Annotated in this window: 17 protein-coding genes and 1 pseudogene; 1 reads left to right on the top strand and 17 read right to left on the bottom strand. The window is 35.6% G+C overall.

Annotation, left to right across the window (positions count from 1 at the left end):
• Positions 1 to 79 precede the first annotated feature (79 nt).
• A protein-coding gene (locus JSY36_RS07965) for an IS3 family transposase (RefSeq protein WP_205165955.1) occupies positions 80 to 1,242 on the top strand; the annotation gives its coding sequence in 2 pieces (ribosomal slippage) (positions 80 to 356 and positions 356 to 1,242; 1,164 coding nt in all).
• A 61-nt stretch (positions 1,243 to 1,303) separates the two neighbouring features.
• Here the strand turns inward: JSY36_RS07965 and JSY36_RS20825 are convergent.
• The 17 genes and pseudogenes from JSY36_RS20825 to JSY36_RS07880 all read right to left on the bottom strand — a co-directional run bounded on the left by JSY36_RS20825 (position 1,304) and on the right by JSY36_RS07880 (position 19,403).
• Complete coding sequence (locus JSY36_RS20825; RefSeq protein ID WP_419466032.1) at positions 1,304 to 2,761, bottom strand: flagellin; 1,458 nt, start codon at positions 2,759 to 2,761, stop codon at positions 1,304 to 1,306.
• A gap of 259 nt (positions 2,762 to 3,020) precedes the next feature.
• Positions 3,021 to 3,671 carry a transposase gene (locus JSY36_RS07955; RefSeq protein WP_205165954.1) on the bottom strand — a complete coding sequence of 217 codons (651 nt, stop codon included), beginning with the start codon at positions 3,669 to 3,671 and terminating at the stop codon, positions 3,021 to 3,023.
• Between the two features lie 857 nt (positions 3,672 to 4,528).
• Positions 4,529 to 4,666 (bottom strand): hypothetical protein, encoded by a 138-nt coding sequence (locus JSY36_RS07950; protein ID WP_205165953.1) that lies wholly within the window; start codon positions 4,664 to 4,666, stop codon positions 4,529 to 4,531.
• 76 nt (positions 4,667 to 4,742) lie between these two features.
• Entirely contained in the window at positions 4,743 to 5,753 is a 1,011-nt protein-coding gene (locus JSY36_RS07945) for a Gfo/Idh/MocA family protein (RefSeq protein WP_205165952.1), read from the bottom strand.
• A 30-nt stretch (positions 5,754 to 5,783) separates the two neighbouring features.
• A complete protein-coding gene (locus tag JSY36_RS07940) occupies positions 5,784 to 6,914 on the bottom strand; it encodes a DegT/DnrJ/EryC1/StrS family aminotransferase (protein ID WP_205165951.1) in 1,131 nt (376 codons plus the stop codon).
• An 18-nt stretch (positions 6,915 to 6,932) separates the two neighbouring features.
• Positions 6,933 to 7,493, bottom strand: a complete 561-nt coding sequence (locus tag JSY36_RS07935) for an N-acetyltransferase (protein ID WP_205165950.1) — start codon at positions 7,491 to 7,493, stop codon at positions 6,933 to 6,935.
• A gap of 228 nt (positions 7,494 to 7,721) precedes the next feature.
• Positions 7,722 to 8,840 carry an O-antigen ligase family protein gene (locus JSY36_RS07930; protein ID WP_205165949.1) on the bottom strand — a complete coding sequence of 373 codons (1,119 nt, stop codon included), beginning with the start codon at positions 8,838 to 8,840 and terminating at the stop codon, positions 7,722 to 7,724.
• 57 nt (positions 8,841 to 8,897) lie between these two features.
• Positions 8,898 to 10,130 carry an oligosaccharide flippase family protein gene (locus JSY36_RS07925; RefSeq protein ID WP_205165948.1) on the bottom strand — a complete coding sequence of 411 codons (1,233 nt, stop codon included), beginning with the start codon at positions 10,128 to 10,130 and terminating at the stop codon, positions 8,898 to 8,900.
• Positions 10,131 to 10,243: 113 nt separating this feature from the next.
• Positions 10,244 to 11,149, bottom strand: coding sequence for a hypothetical protein (locus JSY36_RS07920; RefSeq protein ID WP_205165947.1), 906 nt, complete (start codon positions 11,147 to 11,149; stop codon positions 10,244 to 10,246).
• Positions 11,130 to 11,876 (bottom strand): polysaccharide deacetylase family protein, encoded by a 747-nt coding sequence (locus JSY36_RS07915; protein WP_205165946.1) that lies wholly within the window; start codon positions 11,874 to 11,876, stop codon positions 11,130 to 11,132. The genes JSY36_RS07920 and JSY36_RS07915 overlap by 20 nt, the downstream gene beginning before the upstream one ends.
• A gap of 18 nt (positions 11,877 to 11,894) precedes the next feature.
• The gene (locus JSY36_RS07910) at positions 11,895 to 13,244 is read right to left on the bottom strand and encodes a nucleotide sugar dehydrogenase (RefSeq protein ID WP_205165945.1); all 1,350 of its coding nucleotides are present in this window, start codon (positions 13,242 to 13,244) and stop codon (positions 11,895 to 11,897) included.
• Between the two features lie 47 nt (positions 13,245 to 13,291).
• Positions 13,292 to 14,542 carry a glycosyltransferase family 4 protein gene (locus tag JSY36_RS07905; protein ID WP_205165944.1) on the bottom strand — a complete coding sequence of 417 codons (1,251 nt, stop codon included), beginning with the start codon at positions 14,540 to 14,542 and terminating at the stop codon, positions 13,292 to 13,294.
• Entirely contained in the window at positions 14,539 to 15,162 is a 624-nt protein-coding gene (locus JSY36_RS07900) for an acetyltransferase (protein ID WP_205165943.1), read from the bottom strand. Before JSY36_RS07900 ends, JSY36_RS07905 begins: the two co-directional genes overlap by 4 nt.
• Positions 15,159 to 15,794 (bottom strand): sugar transferase, encoded by a 636-nt coding sequence (locus JSY36_RS07895; RefSeq protein WP_205165942.1) that lies wholly within the window; start codon positions 15,792 to 15,794, stop codon positions 15,159 to 15,161. The genes JSY36_RS07900 and JSY36_RS07895 overlap by 4 nt, the downstream gene beginning before the upstream one ends.
• Before the next feature lie 5 nt (positions 15,795 to 15,799).
• Complete coding sequence (locus JSY36_RS07890; protein ID WP_205165941.1) at positions 15,800 to 16,909, bottom strand: DegT/DnrJ/EryC1/StrS family aminotransferase; 1,110 nt, start codon at positions 16,907 to 16,909, stop codon at positions 15,800 to 15,802.
• 332 nt (positions 16,910 to 17,241) lie between these two features.
• A pseudogene (locus JSY36_RS20655) lies at positions 17,242 to 17,559 on the bottom strand (sugar phosphate nucleotidyltransferase); the annotation flags it as partial.
• Between the two features lie 23 nt (positions 17,560 to 17,582).
• Entirely contained in the window at positions 17,583 to 19,403 is a 1,821-nt protein-coding gene (locus JSY36_RS07880) for a nucleoside-diphosphate sugar epimerase/dehydratase (RefSeq protein ID WP_205165939.1), read from the bottom strand.
• Positions 19,404 to 19,630 lie beyond the last annotated feature (227 nt).

The following is a 19,630-nucleotide window of genomic DNA, read 5'->3' as shown; positions in this document are numbered from 1 at the left end:
AACCTAAATTAATGAGACACTATAAAACACCTTCGAAATGGTACACTTAAACAAAGTGCTAATTCGGAGGTGTTTTTGCATGGGCAAAAACGTATATTCAAATGAAGTTAAGTGGGCAGTAGTGAAAGATAAGATGAGTGGTCAGTATACGAACCAGGAGATCATGGAGAAATATGGGATTAAAAATGTGTCTCAAATCAAAACGTGGATGAAATGGTATCGTGAAAATCAGGTTCATCGATTCGATCAACCAATAGGGAAACAATATTCATATGGTCATGGACCTGACAGTTCAAGTGATGAAGAGAAAAAAGAACGTCAAATAAATCATTTGAAGCAGGAAAATGAAATATTAAAAAAGTATTTGGAGATCGAAAAGGAGCTGAAAAAGAAATCGTCCTCCAACTAGTCCAGACTTCACGAAAAAAATATACAGTTTCAGCTATCTTATCAGCTTTAAATGTTCCCAGATCCACCTATTATCGCTGGGTATCTGCGCAACCAGTCGAGTTGTCTAAGGAAGAGGAAACGATTATTTACCTTTGCGAAAAAACAAAGTATCGATATGGTCATCGTAAAATCAAGGAACTATTAAAACGTAACTATCATATCAAATTGAACCGTAATACTGTTCAACGGATCATGCAGAAATTCCACCTTCAATGTAGAGTAAAGCAAAAAAGAAGGTGGAAATCTCAAGGGGAATCTGTCATTGTCGCGCCAAATTTATTACAGCGAGAATTTCACGCAAGCAAACCTAACCAAAAGTGGGTAACGGATGTAACCTACATTCACTATGGTCCAGACACTTCATATTTATCCACGATCATGGACTTGTTTAATAACCAAATCGTTGCTTATAAGCTTTATACTCATCAACAAATCCCTTTGGTGATTGATACCTTGGATGAAGCACTGGAAACGCGAGGAAACCCTAAAGGAGTCATCATCCATTCAGATCAAGGAAGTGTTTATTCTTCTTATGCTTATCAAAATCGGATTAAAGAAAAGAATTTAGTCAGTAGTATGTCACGCCGAGGAAACTGTTGGGACAACGCAGTTATTGAGTCTTTCCATTCGACCCTGAAATCAGAAGAATTTCAGTATGTTAAATTCAATTCGTTGTCTTTAGAAGAAGTAAAGGAACGTGTAGATCAATTTATGAGGTATTATAACGATGAGCGTATCCAAGAAAAATTAGGCTACCACACACCAATAGAGTTTGGTGATATGGCAGCCTAGGAAGGTGTTTTATTACTGTCTCATATAACTAGGTCAGTTTATATTGGAGGCTTTTTTATTATTAACCTAGAAGTTGCAGAACGGATTGTGGCTGTTGGTTTGCCTGTGCAAGCATAGATTGAGACGCCTGAGAAAGGATATTTGTACGAGTCATCTCCATCATCTCTGCAGCCATATCTACGTCACGGATACGGGATTCCGCAGCGGACAGGTTCTCAGAAGCATTGTTTAAGTTTGAAATCGTGTGCTCCAAACGGTTTTGGAACGCACCAAGCTCAGAACGCTGTGCAGATACACTTTCAATCGCCTGATTTAATACTTCAACCGCGGCAGATGCATTTTCATGTGTAGAAACATCAAGGGCAGATTCGGACTTTGCGTTGTCAGTTCCGTTACTTACATCATGGGCATCTGTGAATACAGCACCCGCATCTTTACCGCCTACACCATTGGCAGCAGCATCAGAAACACCGCTGATTCCAAGAGCGCCTGCTCTCATATCAGCAATTTCAATTGTCATCGACTGACCCTGGTTTGCACCGATTTGGAAGTTGGCAGAGAATCCTGCAGTTTCTCCAATTTTAGATACACTTAACTGAAGAGAGTTACCTGCATCCCCAGCAACAGCATTTACAGAAATCACACCTGTCGAAGCATTCACTGAAACTGAATCAACACCTGCAGGTGAATTTGCATTAATTACAGTGTTTAACGCACCTAAGATATCTTCATTACCGCTTAATGTAGAAATATCTACAGCAACGTTACCCGCACTTGCAGCCCCCCCATCAGTAAGTTCAAATGCTTGATCACCAATAGTAAATACGGTTCCAGCAGTAATTTCTGAACCTGGATCAACAGTGATCTGTCCAGTTGCAGCTTCAGCAGCCACATAATTTCTTGTTACAGAAGAGCTTTGTTCTCCGTCTTCCTCAATCCAGGTTCCTGTTGCAGCCGGCGGAGTAGCTGGATCATCGCCAGCAGTTTTTTGAGTTAATACCAAAGTCTCACCGACAGCTTCAAAGGTATAGTCAGAACTTCCCTCATCATTCATGGCTGTCGCAATATTTGCTAGTGTTTCAGCTAAATCAGCCCCGGCATTGAAGTCCGTTCCTTCTGTAAGGCTAACCCCATCAATTTCAACTGTTAGTTCTGTAGTGATATTATCACCAGATGAAAAATCAATCGTAACCTGAGCTGCTACTGCATCTGATCCACCTGACAACGGATCTACAGCCACTCCTTCCAGAGAGTTTCCTCCGTTTAACAGGTTTTGCGTGTTAAACTCTGTCGTGTTACCGATACGGTTGATCTCAGAAGTCAATTGGTTCATTTCTTTTTGGATCTCGTTACGGTCCACATCAACGTTTGTATCATTCGCTGCCTGTACAGCAAGTTCGCGCATACGCTGCAGGATCGAGTGTGTTTCATCAAGAGCACCCTCAGCCGTTTGAATTAATGAGATGCCGTCCTGGCCATTACGGCTTGCCTGGTCCAAACCATTGATCTGCGCTCGCATCTTCTCGGAAATCGCAAGACCCGCTGCGTCGTCTCCCGCACGGTTAAGACACCTTGAGTGATTATTGAAAAAAATTAAAACTAGCTTTACTTAGTTTATCCACCTGTCTGAATCTCGCCCGTCTTGATTAAGTTCTGAATACGTAATGAGAAGGACCAACATTAAGGTAATTTTGAAGAACTAAACCACAAAATGACAGAGGGTTACAACTTCTCTTTAATATTTTTCGTGAGCACACCTTCCAGTGTGCCATGAAGCATCAGAACCGTTCCCATCTCTTAACTTGTGCAATATTCAAGGTAGTCCTCAAAAGCTCCACAATCAATGCCCTTCCTTCGTCATCTGTTAACCTCTGACTCGTCGTCTCTATATCGAGACACTGATTATCATTGACACTCTCATTAAACTCTTTAAACTTCACCATGTTGTTCGCAAACTGAGATAATACAAAACGTGGATCCAGAAGTTCACCAAAGAGTGCACCTGCACCTTTGTAAAACCAAGGACAGCTTCTCCACTTCCACTCATCAACACGGGTGACCATTCCCGCTTTTACCGGATTCTGATGAATATATCTGACAACCGTTAGGAGATACTGATCGGTTTCCACGCACTCACTTTTAAAACGGTCCTGAAATAAATGGCCAGATATCCTATATTTCCAATTGTAAAACTTAACAAAGCACACACCGATCCGTTTCATCGTATCGGAAACCGGTTCATTGCCTTCTTTTATGAGGAAATGTACATGATTACTCATCAAACACCAGGCGTATACCTTCATATTAAAACGCTGTTTATATTTTTTAACGAATTCAAGGAACTGAGTACGGTCATCGTCGTCATGAAAGATCTCTTGCCCGCTAGATCCTCTCCACATCATATGATAAATCCCAGTTCGGCTTTTCAACCTCGCCCCTCGAGGCACACAACCACCACCTTTGTAAATAAATTAGACAAAGAACAAGAGATAAAAAACAAGATTGAAGAATGTAAGGGGAGCATTAAAGAATAAAGGAGTATCCACATAGAGGACATAAGGCAAAAAACAAAAGAAATAATAGAAGTTAAGGAAAGGTATTACACTGAGGAAAGAAATTAAGGAGAATTCGAAGAAAATCATACGGTGAAAATAATATAGCACAAAAAACCAAAAAAGGGGAACAAAAGTTCTCAAAATAAAAAAGGAAGCTCGGGGACGGCTTCTACTTGCTTCCCACACCTTGAATAACTCCCTTGCCGGAAGCAAAGAACCGTCCCCGCGCTTCCTGTTAACTGACCTTGCGCTTGCTGTACTATCAAAACAATTTCATCTCACTCACTTCTAAATAACGACCATCTCGCTTTTCTAAGTCCCAGCTATACCAACCCTACCTGCTATGATTAATCAATGAATTAACATTCACTCAATTCAAATTTGAGAAAAGTCATTTTCAAGACATTTCTCGTAAAAAAAACTCTTTTTATATCTTTTTACAGGTAGGAAGCATCAGAACCGTCCCGGCGCTTCCCCGAGGCACACATCCACCAGAGATTATAGAGTAACTGCCTTTCAATTTCTTCTAATTTCTCTACTGAAGTTACATCTTGATGAATATATCTGATTGTTTTCTTTATTGACTTAGGTAAACTATCAAACAACTTCAACGTTGTGTGTCACTCCTTTTATCCATTAACTTAATCAAAATTACTCACTAAAGAAATAAAACGAAAGTATAAAAAAGTCATTCCTCTTCTTTAGTAAGCAATAAAATTTAAATATATTATTTAATGATTATTAAGCTCTAAACTCTTTACTAGTCTATTTTTTATTAAATCAAGAACTTCATTTTTATCTACTTCTATATTCTTTTCACTGTATTCTTTTATTTCTAGCATCAAGTTCTTTAAGTTTTCACTTCCCATTAAAATCCCTCCATAAAAATAGAGCAGCTGACCTATAAAGATTAGCTGCTCATTATATATTTTACTTAGCTTAATATTAAAATTGCACTGGTTGGTTTAGTTTAGCAGATTCATAGAAAGTTAATACTAGTTTTAGAGCATTTTTACCGTCTTCACCAGTAACTGCTGGCTCTCGATTTTCACTAATAGCATTAACCATGTCCTCAATAATCCACTGGTGACCTGGAGTCCCCCATGGATCTGCTTTAATACTTTCTTTTAAATCTTGTCTTTGGTTATCAGTCATATCTTCAATTTCTAAATGTTCAAAGTATAGCGCATTAGTACCACCGATTTTTACAGTTCCCTTTTCTCCAAATATAGTGATTGATTCTTCATAATTTTTAGGATACACCGTGGTAGAAGCCTCAACTGTTCCAAGCGCACCAGTCTCAAATTGAATGGTACCTACAGAAACGTCTTCAGCTTCTATATTACGGAACCTAGTGGCTTCCATACTAAAAACTTGTTTTGGCTTCCCCAAGAACCATAGTAGTAAATCAAGATTATGAATAGCTTGGTTCATCAAAACTCCACCATCATATTCTTTAGTACCTCTCCAAGTGGCTTGATCATAATACTCTTGATTTCTATTCCAATTCACCATACAACTTGCATGACTAACTTCCCCTAATAATCCTTGGTCCAATATCTTCCTCAATTCTTGCACTACCGGTCTAAAACGATTAGGATGTACAACAGATAATTTCACCTCATTAACTCTACAAGCTTCTATTATTCTTTCTGTATCCCCTAATGTCATAGCAATAGGTTTTTCTACAACGATATGTTTCTTAGCTTCAGCTACTTGTACCGCGATAGACGCATGGTATCCACTTGGAGTACAAATACAAACAACATCGATTTTCTCTTTTTCTAGCATAACCTCTAAGTTGTTATAGTCATTTGCACCGTACTCTTCTTTATAAAACTGCATTGTATCTGTAACTTTATCACATACAGCTACAAGCTTTGCTGATTCAGTTTGACTAATAGCTGCAGCGTGTTTCTTAGCTATAAATCCACATCCAATGATTGCAAAATTCATAATGAAACCTCATCTTTCCTTTTTTAGAAATTAGTTATTAAAAAATCCAAGTATCACATCGCATACTTTCTCAATTTCTTTTTCTTTAAGATAAGGATGCATTGGTAATGATAATACTGTATCACAAAGTTTATTTGTCACCTCAAAATCCCTTTCCTCAAATTCTAAATCTGAGAATGCTTGTTGGCGATGCATTGGCTTTATATAATAAATCATACTAGGAATCTCGTTTTCTTTTAGCTTAGCCTGCAATGAATCTCGTTGTTCTTTTGAATCAAGTTTTATCGTATATTGAGCAAAGCTTGAATAATAACCCTCAGGAATGAAGGGTGTTTTTACAATACTACTTAACCTCTGATTATAAAGCGCATAAGCATTATTTACACCGTCAAGTTCTTGTTCCCTGAAAGCTTTTAATTTAACTTGTAATATTGCAGCTTGAATAGTATCTAGTCTTGAATTAACGCCAATTCTTACATTGTCATACTTGTTGGTACCTTTTCCATGTACTTTATATGATTTTAACAATTCAGCTGTACGATCATCATTCGTAAAAATGGCACCACCATCTCCATAGCACCCTAGTGGTTTAGCAGGGAAAAAGGAAGTCGTAGCGGCATCTCCAAAGCTACAAGCCATTTTACCATTAATACTTCCACCAAAACCTTGTGCTCCATCTTCAAGTACTAACAAGTTATTTTGTTTAGCAATTTTTTCAATTTCCTCGTAATTAGCAGGAAGTCCAAACAGGTCAACAGGAATAACTACTTTCGGATTCAAATTCCCCTCAAGTTTTACTTTTTCAATAGATTGCTTCAATTTATTAGGATCAAGATTAAATGTTATCTCATCCACATCCACAAAAATTGGTGTCGCACCGTTATATGAAACCACTTCCCCCGTGGAGAAAAAAGTAAAGTCAGGTACGAATACAGCATCGCCTTCTTTAACATCCCAAGCCATTAAAACAAGAGATAACGCATCTGTTCCATTTGCACATGTAATACAATGTTTCACACCAACATACTCAGCTAATTGGTCTTCCAAGTCTTTAACTTGCTTGCCGCCAATAAAATTTGCCCTGGTCAACACTTCTTGAATTGCAGAATCAATAAGTGGTTTATGCTGTTCATACTGTATCTTTAAATCTCTAAATTGCATATTCATCTCTCCTGAAAGCTATTTTTCTTTTAATTGCCCATCTCTTAACGTATAGGACCTTCCACAGTCCTTACAATCATAGTTGTTTTTGACCGGCACACCACATTCACATACCCAACCAATCTGTTTAGCCGGAACTCCTGCAACCAATGCATAATCTGGAACTTCCTTTGTAACAACTGCACCAGAGGCAATCATAGCCCAACGGCCAATCGTATTACCACAGACAACAGTTGCATTCGCTCCAATTGATGCTCCGTATTTCACGAGAGTTTTTTTATATCCTTCACTACCTTTAGGATATTTACTTCTTGGTGTTAAATCATTAGTAAAGACCATAGAAGGTCCGCAAAATACATAATCTTCTAATTCTACACCCTCGTATACTGAAACGTTATTTTGAATCTTCACACCATTTCCAATTTTGACGTTGTTACCAACATTAACATTCTGACCAAGAGAACAATTCTCACCTATACGAACTCCTGTATGTACATGACTAAAGTGCCATACCTTTGTACCATCTCCTACTTTAACATCATTATCTATATAACTACTTTCATGTACAAAATAATGCATTTCTATATTCTCCTTAATTATCAAATTAAGGAGGAAGCCTTTATGGCTCCCCCTATAATAATTCAACATTTTCTCTGTTTGTAACATCTTTCATTACATTTTTAGTATAAAATGTAGCCTTTGCATGGAGCTGAACAAATGAATAGTCCACATCTGAGTGATCAATAGTTACAACTGCTAGGTCAGAGGTTAACAACGATTTTCCTAAAATTAATAAGATATTTTTATTCATCTATTTGAAAAAATTTTAAGATTACTCATTAGAAAAGCATTAATTAATATTGATATGAATAACCATAGTTCTTGGCGCAACCAAATATCTGAACTTACTAATAATCTACCAACAGAAACAGAAAAAATAATAGATATTAATAAAAATAAATCATTATTTACCCTTCTTATTCTTGCAAGAAAATAAAATGCTAGTCCTCCTAAACCAATAAATATCACTAACCCTACAAAACCAAACTCTAACATTATTTGAAGAAATAAATTATGTGGGGTTACTCCCCATACTTCTTGTGTTATACCTATACCACTTCCGAATATTGGATTTGATTTAATCTGCTCAAAGAAACTTTCATACAAATAATCTCTCCCTGAACTTGATTCGGCTAATCCACGTTCAACCATCACCTTCAATTTTATTATGGAATATGTTTGTAAGTTTAACTCAAAATATATAAAGTCTAAAATTTTTAGGAAACCATCATAAATAAAAGTATATATATAACCTAATATCAATATTAAAAATATGAACATTTTTTTAAAAAAGTTAGCTTTAACATCCAGAAATAAAATAATAAATATAAATATTAGTAGTCCAACTAGTGGTCCTCTACTTCCATAAATAAATATTATTATAAAACTACTAAAACATATTAATATCCAAAGTAATTTGTACTTAATAATACTAATATCTCTTAATGCATAAATTGAAACTAGAAGAGTCGGTAACATTGCATACCCGAATCTCATATAACTTATTGATTCCACAAATCCTAAAATTACTATGATAGTTAAAGCAATAAAATTTAAAATAGCAAAAAAATAAAAAGACTTCTTTAAATATGGAGTTAAAAAGGGGAAACTTCCAATAATAAACAACGAAAAACTTTTCATAAGAAATTCCATAAATATTACTAATGTAACTTCCCGATTTCCAAACAAAAAGTAGTTTGTCAGAAAAAATAATGTTAATAAAGTAAGAAAACTAATTACATATTTTTTGAATTTAAATTTATAGATTATTAATAGTATAGTAAAGATAGCAATGGTGGATACGGCTATTATAGCTTGTGAACCTGATATAATAGCAAGGGGTTGAAGTATACCAAACTGAAACAATGAAAAGCCTATCAAATAAGAAGATAATTTATTTTGGTTAATGTTTAACCCCCCTATTCATAGCTTTATATTTAAAGCTTTATATTTAAACATGAACAGAACTGTTAACAAAATAGTCTTAAAAATTGCTGAAATAATTAACGCAATAGCCCCACCGTTTAAACCGAAGTTAGGTATAAAGTAAATAGAGCTAAAAATAACTGCTAAAGTAACAAATATTTCAATATACAATCTGAATTCATATTTTTTCATTGCATTTAACCCTATTTCAAAGGCAAATCCTAAATAATTAAATAATCCATAAATCATAATCAAAATCAATAAAATATTGAGACTATAATAATCCTCCCCATATACAAATAATAATAGTTCAGATCCCCAAAAATAAGAAATCATAATTGTCAAAGATGAGAAAAACATTAATAAAAACATTATTAACTTAAATATTTTGAAAAACGAAATCAAATTACCATTTTCATACAAGTTGGCCATCCTTGGTAGAGTAGCGCTTGATAGTGAAGTCATAAATTTACCAATTACTAAAACTAAATAAAAAATCGCAGTAAAATATCCTAAATCCTCTAATGTTAAATACTGTTCAAAAACTAGCCTTGGAATATTTACATTAAGTGAAGCAATAAAAGAAACTAGACCTATCGGTAACCCAATTTTAATTAAACTTTTTATTTTTAAATTTTTTGCCTCTGATTGCATTTCTTTCAAGAAATATTTTCCATTTTTAATGTCAAAGAATATTAAATTTAATGTCCACATTACAAGCATCAAAACTAGCGCAAGGCTGAGGTCTTTAAAAATATAGTATCCAAACCCAAAAAGCAATGTACCTAGAACTCCTCTTAAAATAGTAGATTTAGCAACTAAATCTAGGCGTTCATTGTATTGAAAAAGACCGTAATATAAATCCGAGAAGGATTCTATAATTTTAATTAATGCAATTAAAACCAAAGCTGTTGCTATTTCAATATTATAATTAGTAATAGCCAAAATTATTAAAAAAACACAAAAAAATAACGCGTTTCCTAGTATTCTGGTAACTTTAAAAGCATTAAATCCAAATCTAATGGATAAATCAGTAGATTGCATTGCTCGAAAATTTAAATTGATCAACATTATTATTGGAGCCGATAAAGCCAGCCCTAAAGAATAAACACCCGCGTCATGCGGACTTCCAACTCTCATTATCGTTATTATTAAAATCCATTGACTTAACGCATATATTGAACTTCCAATAAAACTCCAAGAGAAGTTTTTAAATAAGAGACTTTTCATAAAGCTACGCCCTTTTATTTTATATTTTCACTTGAGACTCCAGCTAATATACATTTATTTTATTAAAGAGCCAAAAGTTATATGACTTAGCTTCCCCTATAAAAGTTAATTATTTACTTTTTCATAATATTCGCTGGAACACCAAGAACTTTTTCATTTTCATTAACATCCTTAACAACTACCGACCCCATTCCAATGAAACTTTTTTGACCAATTTTTAGTTGGTTTCTAATAACCGTTCCCGGTGCAATATACGAACTTTCACCAATAGTCGTACTTCCAGCTATGATTGTACCTGACGTTATAAATACATGTTTTTTAATTTGTACATTATGTGCGATATGACATAAGTTATTAATTTTTACATAATCGCTTATGTCGGTGTTATCTAATGTCCCGCGATCAATACATGTATTAGCACCTATTTCAACATGCTTTCCGATATTAACACCCCCATAATGAGGTACCTTCTGCTGAATTCCTTCGCTATTCTGGTAATATCCAAACCCATCAGAACCTATTACAACTCCTGAATTAATAATAGAATAATCTCCTATTTTTATTCTCCCTTCTAGGGAAACATTGTTTTTTATAATTACATGATTCCCTATTTCAACTTCTTCCCCAACGTAAGTGTTGTGACCAATGTATATGTCTTTTCCCAAACTTTCACTTTCGACAGTAGCTTTTGGACTAATAAAATTTACATTTTCTTTTTTCGGAAAGAAATATTTTAATATAGTATAAAAAGCTTCTTTAGGGTTTTCACAACATATAAAGCTTAAATTTTTGTAATATACTTTCTCATTAAAATCATTACAAACAATTAATATATTCTTGGTATTCTCTAAATCACTAATATCAAAGGCCTTAATATCTTTAACCCAGCTTACACAGTGGTCTTTAACATTATTAATAGATGAAAAATATTCAATTTCAATATCTAGATCACCTATAAAGGAATGTTGCAATTTTTCTTTTAGAAGATAGTGAATTATATCATTTACTTTGATCTTCATATTGAATGTCTCCTATTTGTATTACCTCGTTCAAATCTTTAAAATTTAATTTTAGATTTGAATATCTGTCTTTATTTGCAATATTAATAAATTGATATAACTTTTGTTTCATTGTTTCTTCCCGCTCAGAATACCAAAAAGGATGTGTCAATATATGAAGTTTATCATTTTTCTCTTCTTCTATTATATTTAAGACTACTTCCCTCCAGTTCATTCTAGAATCTGACATATATTTAAATTCTTTGAAGAAAGTTTTAGAATAGGTGTTTAATATATTTTTAAACTGAATATCATTTTCCAAAATCCTTTTTGAGGGTCTGTGCATGGAAACTGTTCTTACTTCATTATCTAAAAGTAATTCTAGACTATTCTTTTCTTTAATTATATAGTGCTCCAACTTCTCAAGGTTTTTAATATCATACCTTTTCTCATCAAAGTGAAGACCTATTTCATGATTTAGTTCTTGTATTTCTTTTAAAATTTTATAAGATTCTTTAGAAAACACATTATAGAAGTCTGTAGATAGTAATATAAAGTAAGTTGACTTTATCCCTTTTACTTTTTCTAATTTTGCTAACTGTAATGCTTTTGATAAAGAAAAATCAACATCATGCCTAAATATAACTGTTTTCTTTTTATCTTTATAATCAAAGTAATCAGCAAAGGAGTAACCTTTGCCTTTCAACAAATCAATCAATTCAGAATAAGCTTTATAAGTAAACTTCATTTAAGGCCTCCATTTCAATTAAAGCAACTCTATATTGTTTTTATTTTCAAATTTATCCATAACATTTTTAGTGTCAAAGATAAATTTAGCATTGTCCTTAATAATTTTATAATCAACTGTTGTGTGAGCTGTTGTAATAACTACGAGATCTGCACCTTTTATTATCTCTATATCTAATAAAGATAAACTTTCTTTCTTCTTTCCTTCAAATACATATTCCTTTACGTATGGATCGAAATATTTTACTACAGCTCCTTCTCTCTCAAAGTTATCAATAACTTTAAGCGCAGGACTGTGCCTATAATCATCTATGTCTTGTTTATAAGCGACCCCAATAATTAATATCTCGGAACCATTCAAAGGCTTTCTACAACGATTTAATACTTTACTACATCTTTCTACAACATATTGTGGCATATTATCATTAATAATCCCAGATGTCTCAATTAATTGGGTATGGTAATCATATTCTCTAGCTTTCCAACTTAAGTAATATGGATCAAGTGGAATACAATGTCCTCCAACACCAGCTCCTGGATAAAAAGCTTGGAATCCATACGGCTTTGTTTTAGCTGCATCTATTACTTCCCATACATTTATGCCCATTTTATTACAAATGATAGCCATTTCATTTGCTAATCCTATGTTTATATTTCTATAGGTATTTTCTAAGATTTTTTCCATTTCAGCTACTGCAGGTGAAGATGCTTCAAAAATTTCACCGTCAAGTACATTTCTATACATAGTTGCAGCAATCTCTGTAGCAGCTTTTCCAATGCCCCCAACAACTTTAGGTGTATTTTTTGTTTTATATTTCAAATTACCAGGATCAACTCTTTCAGGAGAAAAAGCAACATAAAAGTCCTCCCCACACTTCAACCCAGATCCTTCTTCTAATAATGGTTTTATTAATTCTTCTGTAGTTCCTGGATAGGTTGTACTTTCTAATACAACAATTGAACCTACTTTAAGATACTTTGAAATTTCAATTGTGGAATTTTTCACATAACTAATATCAGGCTGTTGATATTTATCTAGTGGAGTTGGTACACAAATTGCAATAAAATCTACATCTTTTATAAAGCTAAACTCAGAGGTTGCAGATAATTTGCCTTCATTAACTATCTCTAGCAAATCATCGTCTACAACATCTCCAATATAATTTTTACCCTCATTTACCATTTTAACTTTTTCTTCCTGAATATCGAAACCTATTGTTTTGAACCCAGCTTTTGCTTTTTCAACAGCTAACGGTAACCCAACATAACCCAAACCAACTACACCTACAACTATTTCTTTCTTTTCAATTTTTGTAATTAAATCTTGCTTCAAAGTCTTCTTTTCTTTGTCAATTATTGTTTGAATCATTTTTCATTCTCCCTTTATAAAGATATTTACGAACAGCTATTCTTATTTTAAGATTCTATTGTTTTAATTAATTTATTTGTTAGTTTTTTAAAACAGAAATCATTAGACGCTTGTCTAGCGTTTAAACAATATCTTTCATATTCCTCTTTGTTCAAAGTTTTAAAATACATAATTGCCTCTGCTATTTTATCAGGATTACTATTTTCTAACTCAATGCCTGCTTTATTTTTTCGAATAATTGAATAGCCATACTGCTTCGTACTTAGAATAGGTTTCCCCGAGGCAAGATAATCAAAAATTTTATTGAGAGAAGCCCCGTATCTGAAAAGGGATATATTTTCACCTGAAATCAAATTAATATTAGCGTTTGTAGTAATGAAAGGGATATATTTTTTATCTACCCGACCTTTAAGATAAACGTTACTAATTTGTTCATTTTCAATTCTATTCTTTATAATTTCTTGGTAGTCACCACTACCCCATATCAAAAAATTTATGTTTTCATTTTTTAACAACTTCGCTACATCTAATATTTTTTCTACTTTGTTTACGGCTCTTATTGAACCTGTATAAACAATATTAAAGGCTTTATTATTGTTTAATTCATTGTCTTCTAGACAATAAATCTTTTTATTATGGTCATAAAGTTCCAAGTCAATACCATTGTTAATGTGATGTACTTTACTGATATCAACAGGACCTTTATTAGCTTTATCCCAACCTTTTTCGATTATATAATCTTTACCTCCTTCCATAGTAAATATTAACTTATCTGCTTTTTTGTAGATCCACTTTTCTCCAAGGTATAACAATCGCGAAAGTAAACTCTCTCTCTTTAATGAACCATAAGCAATTAATGTTTCTGGCCACAAATCTCTTACTTCACAAATACAAGGGACCCCCAATCTTTTAGCTATTTTTATCCCCGCTACTAAAGTAAGAGGGTGTACACTTGATGCTAATATAACATCTGGTTTACCGTGGATTTTCACAAAATCTTTAGCCACGGAAAAAAGGTTATTATAGAAAGCCACCATGTTTTTGATTCTCTGTAACCCATTACCTAGATAACTCGGGGTTTTCACAAAAACAAATGGAACTCCATTTACAGTATCTGAAGAGTATTTTTTATTGCCAATACTTATACTGTCATTTGAATTATGAATAGTTGTAGCGCAAAAGATAGTTGGGTTATACCCTTGTTTAATTAAATTTTCTGCAAACCAATAATGTCTACCTGCACTATCCTTATACATATTGGTAGCATAATGGTTAAATATCCATATATTTTTTTTCATTCTCTAACCCTCCTCACCGGCACCCCTACATAAGTTCCAGTCTCACTCAAATCCTTAACAACAACCCCGCCTGCACCAATTTTACACTCACTATGAATATTGATATTATTACTGACAATACTGCCAATACCTATCCATGAACCATGCCCTACTTTAACTGTGCCTGCTAAATGCACACCTGGTGAAATGTGTACAAAATCCTCAATTAGATTATCATGGTCCAACGTGGCTCCTGTATTTAAGATGCAACCTTGTCCTACTATAGTGCAGCAGTTAATCACTGCCCCAGCCATTATTACAGTACCGACTTCTATCTCAACTTGCTCACCAATTACAGCATTAGGATGAATTAAAACTGGGATACTTGCACCGTTAGCCAGAAGGTTTTCTTGAAGCTTTTTCCTTACCGTATTATTTCCAATACCGACAAAGATTTCATAATCCTCAATATACTCTATAACATCAGTTGATTTTCCAATTACATTTAAGCCCAGTGAGAAAGTAATAGCCTCATTATCATCTAAGAAATTGACACTCTGCCATTTATCCATTTTTAGTGCAATATCTGCAACCGCTTTACCGTGGCCACTAGCACCAATTATAAGAAGTTTATTTTTCATACCCTCATTCGTTCCTTTTTATTTCCCTTAAATGGTTCCATAGTTGCTGCTGTGTCGGAATTGATTCCTTCTTTTACAATAACCTTTTTTATTGTTAAAAAAATTAACTTCCAGTCTCCAACAAAACTTACGTTATCAACATATTTCACATCTAGACTAAATTTTTCTTCCCAACTAATCGCATTTCTACCACTAACCTGTGCAAGACCTGATAAGCCAGGTCTAACTTCATGTCGTCTTCTTTGATGAGCATCATAGAGAGGCAGATACTGAACTAACAACGGTCTAGGTCCAATAATTGCCATATGACCCTTTAGAATATTAAATAGTCCAGGAAGTTCATCTAGTGAAGTTGATCGTAGAAACTGTCCAAAGGTTGTTAATCTAATACTGTCGGGCAACAACTCTCCATTCTCATCTCTCTCATCTGTCATTGTCCTAAACTTATACATAGTAAATATTTTCTCATTCAAACCTGGCCGTTCTTGCTTAAATAAAACAGGACTTCCTAACTTAGTTCTTACTAAAAGAGCTACTATTAAAAGAATTGGACTTAGTGCTGAAATTGCAAACAATCCTAGAACAAGATCCATCGGTCTTTTTATAATCCTTCTGTAAAAACCAATCTTCATTTTACTCACCACAATCCTTTAATAATCTCTACTACTCTCTCTAAATCCTCATCAGTCATTTTCGTGTCAGATGGCAAACAAACACCATTCTCATACAACTTATCAGATACATCGGTACCCACAAAATCATATTTCTCAAAGAACGGTTGCATATGCATCGGCTTCCAAACCGGCCTCGATTCTATATTTCCAGCTTCCAAAGCTTCATAGATATCAATCGGCCTCACTTTCCCAGTCAGCGTAATTGAGCTTAACCAATAATTCGAATAATCCCAATCGTTGTCTGGCATAAGCCCTACACCTTCTAACTCACCTAATTCTCTTTTATAAAAGTCATATATGTATCTCTTTTTCTCAACTCTTTGATTAAGTACTTTCAGTTGTCCTCTGCCAATCCCCGCAACCACATTACTCATTCGATAATTAAACCCTAGTTCGCTGTGCTGATAGTGCCTTGCTTGATCTCTCGACTGAGTAGCCCAAAACCTAGCCTTAGCAATCTTACTTTCATTATTAGAAACCAACATCCCTCCACCGGAAGTCGTGATGATTTTGTTTCCGTTAAAAGAAAAGATGCCATAGTCACCAAATGTTCCAGTATGCTTACCTTTATAGTAAGTTCCTAGAGATTCAGCAGCATCCTCAATTAAGACAACATTATGTTTCGTACATAGGTCTACGATTTTATTCATGTCAGCAGACAGACCATATAGATGTACAACAATGACTGCTTTAACTTCTGGATATTTTCGGAACGCTTCTTCTAAAGCCTTTGGACACATATTCCATGTTTCGTAGTCACTATCGATAAATACCGGTTTTGCATTTTCATAGATTATTGGGTTGGCAGTCGCTGAAAATGTCAAAGTTGGACAGAACACGATATCTCCTTCTCCAACTTCTGCAGCTCTCAATGCTAAATGAATAGCTGCTGTCCCTGATGATAGTGCAGCTGCAGCTTTTGACCCTACTTTAGCGGCTAATTCATTTTCAAATTCATTCACATTTATTCCTAGTGGCGCAATCCAGTTTGTTTCAAATGCTTCTTTTACATACTCTTGTTCATAACCTTCATCACTCATATGTGGTGACGAAAGGTAAATACGGTCTCTCATAGATGATTGTCTTCCTTCCTGTTTGTTTAGTAGTTTAGCAGTAAGTAGAGTTTTTCTGACGCACTACTAAACCACTAATAATCTTTTATGCATATTAAAATCCCCGAACAACAGACCTAACCAAGCATCAGTCATCCGGGAACTTATATTTTTTATTGTTTTACTTTCTCTTTTTCATCTCTTCCATAGTCTTAAGCAGGTTGGCTTTAAACCCCTCACCCTTAAAAGCAAACTTCAACGTTCTTCACAAACTCATCTCCTGCCAAACGACTTGACGAGTGACTTTAAAGTCATAAGCAAATACACGCTGAATCTTATTGTCCAAGTTCTTAGGGCTCTTTTTGGCGAATGTAATGAATGTCTCCCCCATATTCGCTGAGTGTTCAAACTTTTCAAAAGTTCCGTTTTTACTTTTGAACAAGTCTTGCTTAAGCCCAAACGATTGTTCGAAATGATCCTCTATTGCGTGTTACCCTTTGCCGATAGATGATGATGTCTTCAATTCCCGATTGAACCGCTTCTTCAACAATGTATTGAATCGTTGGCTTGTCCACAATCGGAAGCATTTCTTTTGGCATGGCTTTTGTTGCAGGTAAGAAACGTGTTCCAAGTCCCGCAACCGGTATGATTGCCTTTTTTACTTTTTGCATACGATCATCCCTTCTAATAGTGGTTATTTTACCAAACTCAACTGCTTCACTTTTTTCAGCCTGAAGTGAGCCAGGTCTAATGTATATTCCCGTAATGTAGTGATCGGGAATTGTTCAAAGTCTTCAATGAGGTCATAAACCACGTTCACGTCAACAGGCGGTGTCTTCCCGCGGTAAATCATCGGATAAATCTGTTCGTCATGTACTTCGTCTTTGCCGAGGAGTTCTTCAAACATTTTTTCTCCCGGTCTCATGCCTGAATACATGATTTCAATTTCATCATCTCGAAATCCGGATAAGCGAATTAAGTTCTTCGCAAGGTCGACGATTTTAACAGGCTCTCCCATATCCAGGACAAACACCTCGCCGCCCTCTGCTAACGATCCCGCTTGAAGTACAAGACGGGATGCTTCCGGAATTGTCATGAAGTACCGTGTCATTTTCGGATCGGTTACTGTCACCGGGCCACCTGCTTCAATCTGCTTTTTGAATAGAGGGATTACGCTTCCACGGCTTCCCAGAACGTTACCAAAGCGGACCGCCACGAAGCGCGTGTCGCTGATTCGGTCCATGTGCTGAACAACCATTTCAGCAATCCGTTTCGTTGCTCCCATGACGCTTGTCGGGTTCACGGCTTTATCCGTTGAGACCATCACAAATGTTGTCACTCCTGCTTCATGGGCTGCTTCGGCCGTGTTTTTCGTACCGATCACATTGTTTTTCACTGCTTCATGAGGGTTCTTTTCCATTAACGGTACGTGCTTATGTGCCGCGGCGTGGTAAACCACATCCGGCTGATGGGTGTTCATCACATCGATCATCCGATCAGCGTCCTGGACGTCGGCAATTTTTGTTTCCACATCAAGATGAGGGAACGTGACTTTCAGCTCCATGTCGATACTGTAAATGCTGTTTTCTCCGTGACCGAGGAGGATCAGCTTGTCCGGGTTAAAGGCGCATACCTGGCGGCAGATTTCAGATCCGATCGATCCGCCGGCTCCAGTTACAAGGACGGTCTTACCTGTAAGCTTGGCACCGATTTTTTCTGTATCCAGTTCAACCGGCTCGCGGCCGAGTAAGTCTTCCACCTGTACGTCCCGGATCTGGGAGACGGTGACTTTCCCGCTCATAATGTCTTCCACTGACGGCATGATCTGCGTCCGGACTTTTGTTTTCGAACAGGCATCAAAGATCGTATTGAGTTCCGTTTTTGTCAATGAAGGAATCGCGATGATAATGTGTTCGATGTTTTTCGTTACGACAACATCTTCAATGTCTTTTGTCCGTCCCAGTACAGGGATCGACATGATTTCCAGGTTTTGTTTTGTAAAGTCATCATCGATGAATGCAACCGGGTGAAGCTCTGACTTGATGCTGTTCATGAGCTGACGGGCAACGAGTGTGCCGCCATTTCCGGCCCCGATGATGAGGGTTCGTTTCTTCTCCGTGTTTCCTTTCATTAATGAATCACGGTAGATTCTCCAGGAGAAACGTGAAGCACCGATGAGCAAGATATGCAGCATCCACGTGACGAGCAACGTTCTTGCAAAAATGGTTTGATATCCGATAATCTGAATAAGAGCAACAGCGGTGATGGAAAGTGAAACTGCCGCAAAGATCGCTGACAGCTCCTGGATGCTCGCATACTGCCAGACCCGTTTATATAGTTTAAATAGATGAGCGAAAACATGGTGAGCAAAAAATAACGCAATGGAGCTTGCGATGATCGCCTCAGGTAAAATCGTTGATGTCGGGACCAAAAGCCAAAAACCAATAAAAATCGAAAACACGACAATCAGTGAATCAGCAGTAACCAGCAGCCCTAACCGTTTCTTATAATCCAACTCGTCCCCTCCTATGTAAAATAAATAAATCTTTAGAACACTTAACGAGAGTTCGTTATCGAAAACAAAGACCTCGCTAAATTTTCTAAATAATACGGTCGTAACCCCCATACTACCTCCGTACTATATAATGAATAGGCATTAAACCTAACCTCACACCCCACCGGTGACAACTAGCGTCTAAGGTTGTTCACTTTGGTGAACGACCCACAGCGTGGCTGAGTACC

It is taken from the genome of Alteribacter salitolerans (assembly GCF_016901055.1).
Taxonomy (GTDB): Bacteria; Bacillota; Bacilli; order Bacillales; family Salisediminibacteriaceae; genus Alteribacter; species Alteribacter keqinensis.
This window is presented reverse-complemented; position numbering and strand designations above follow the sequence as displayed.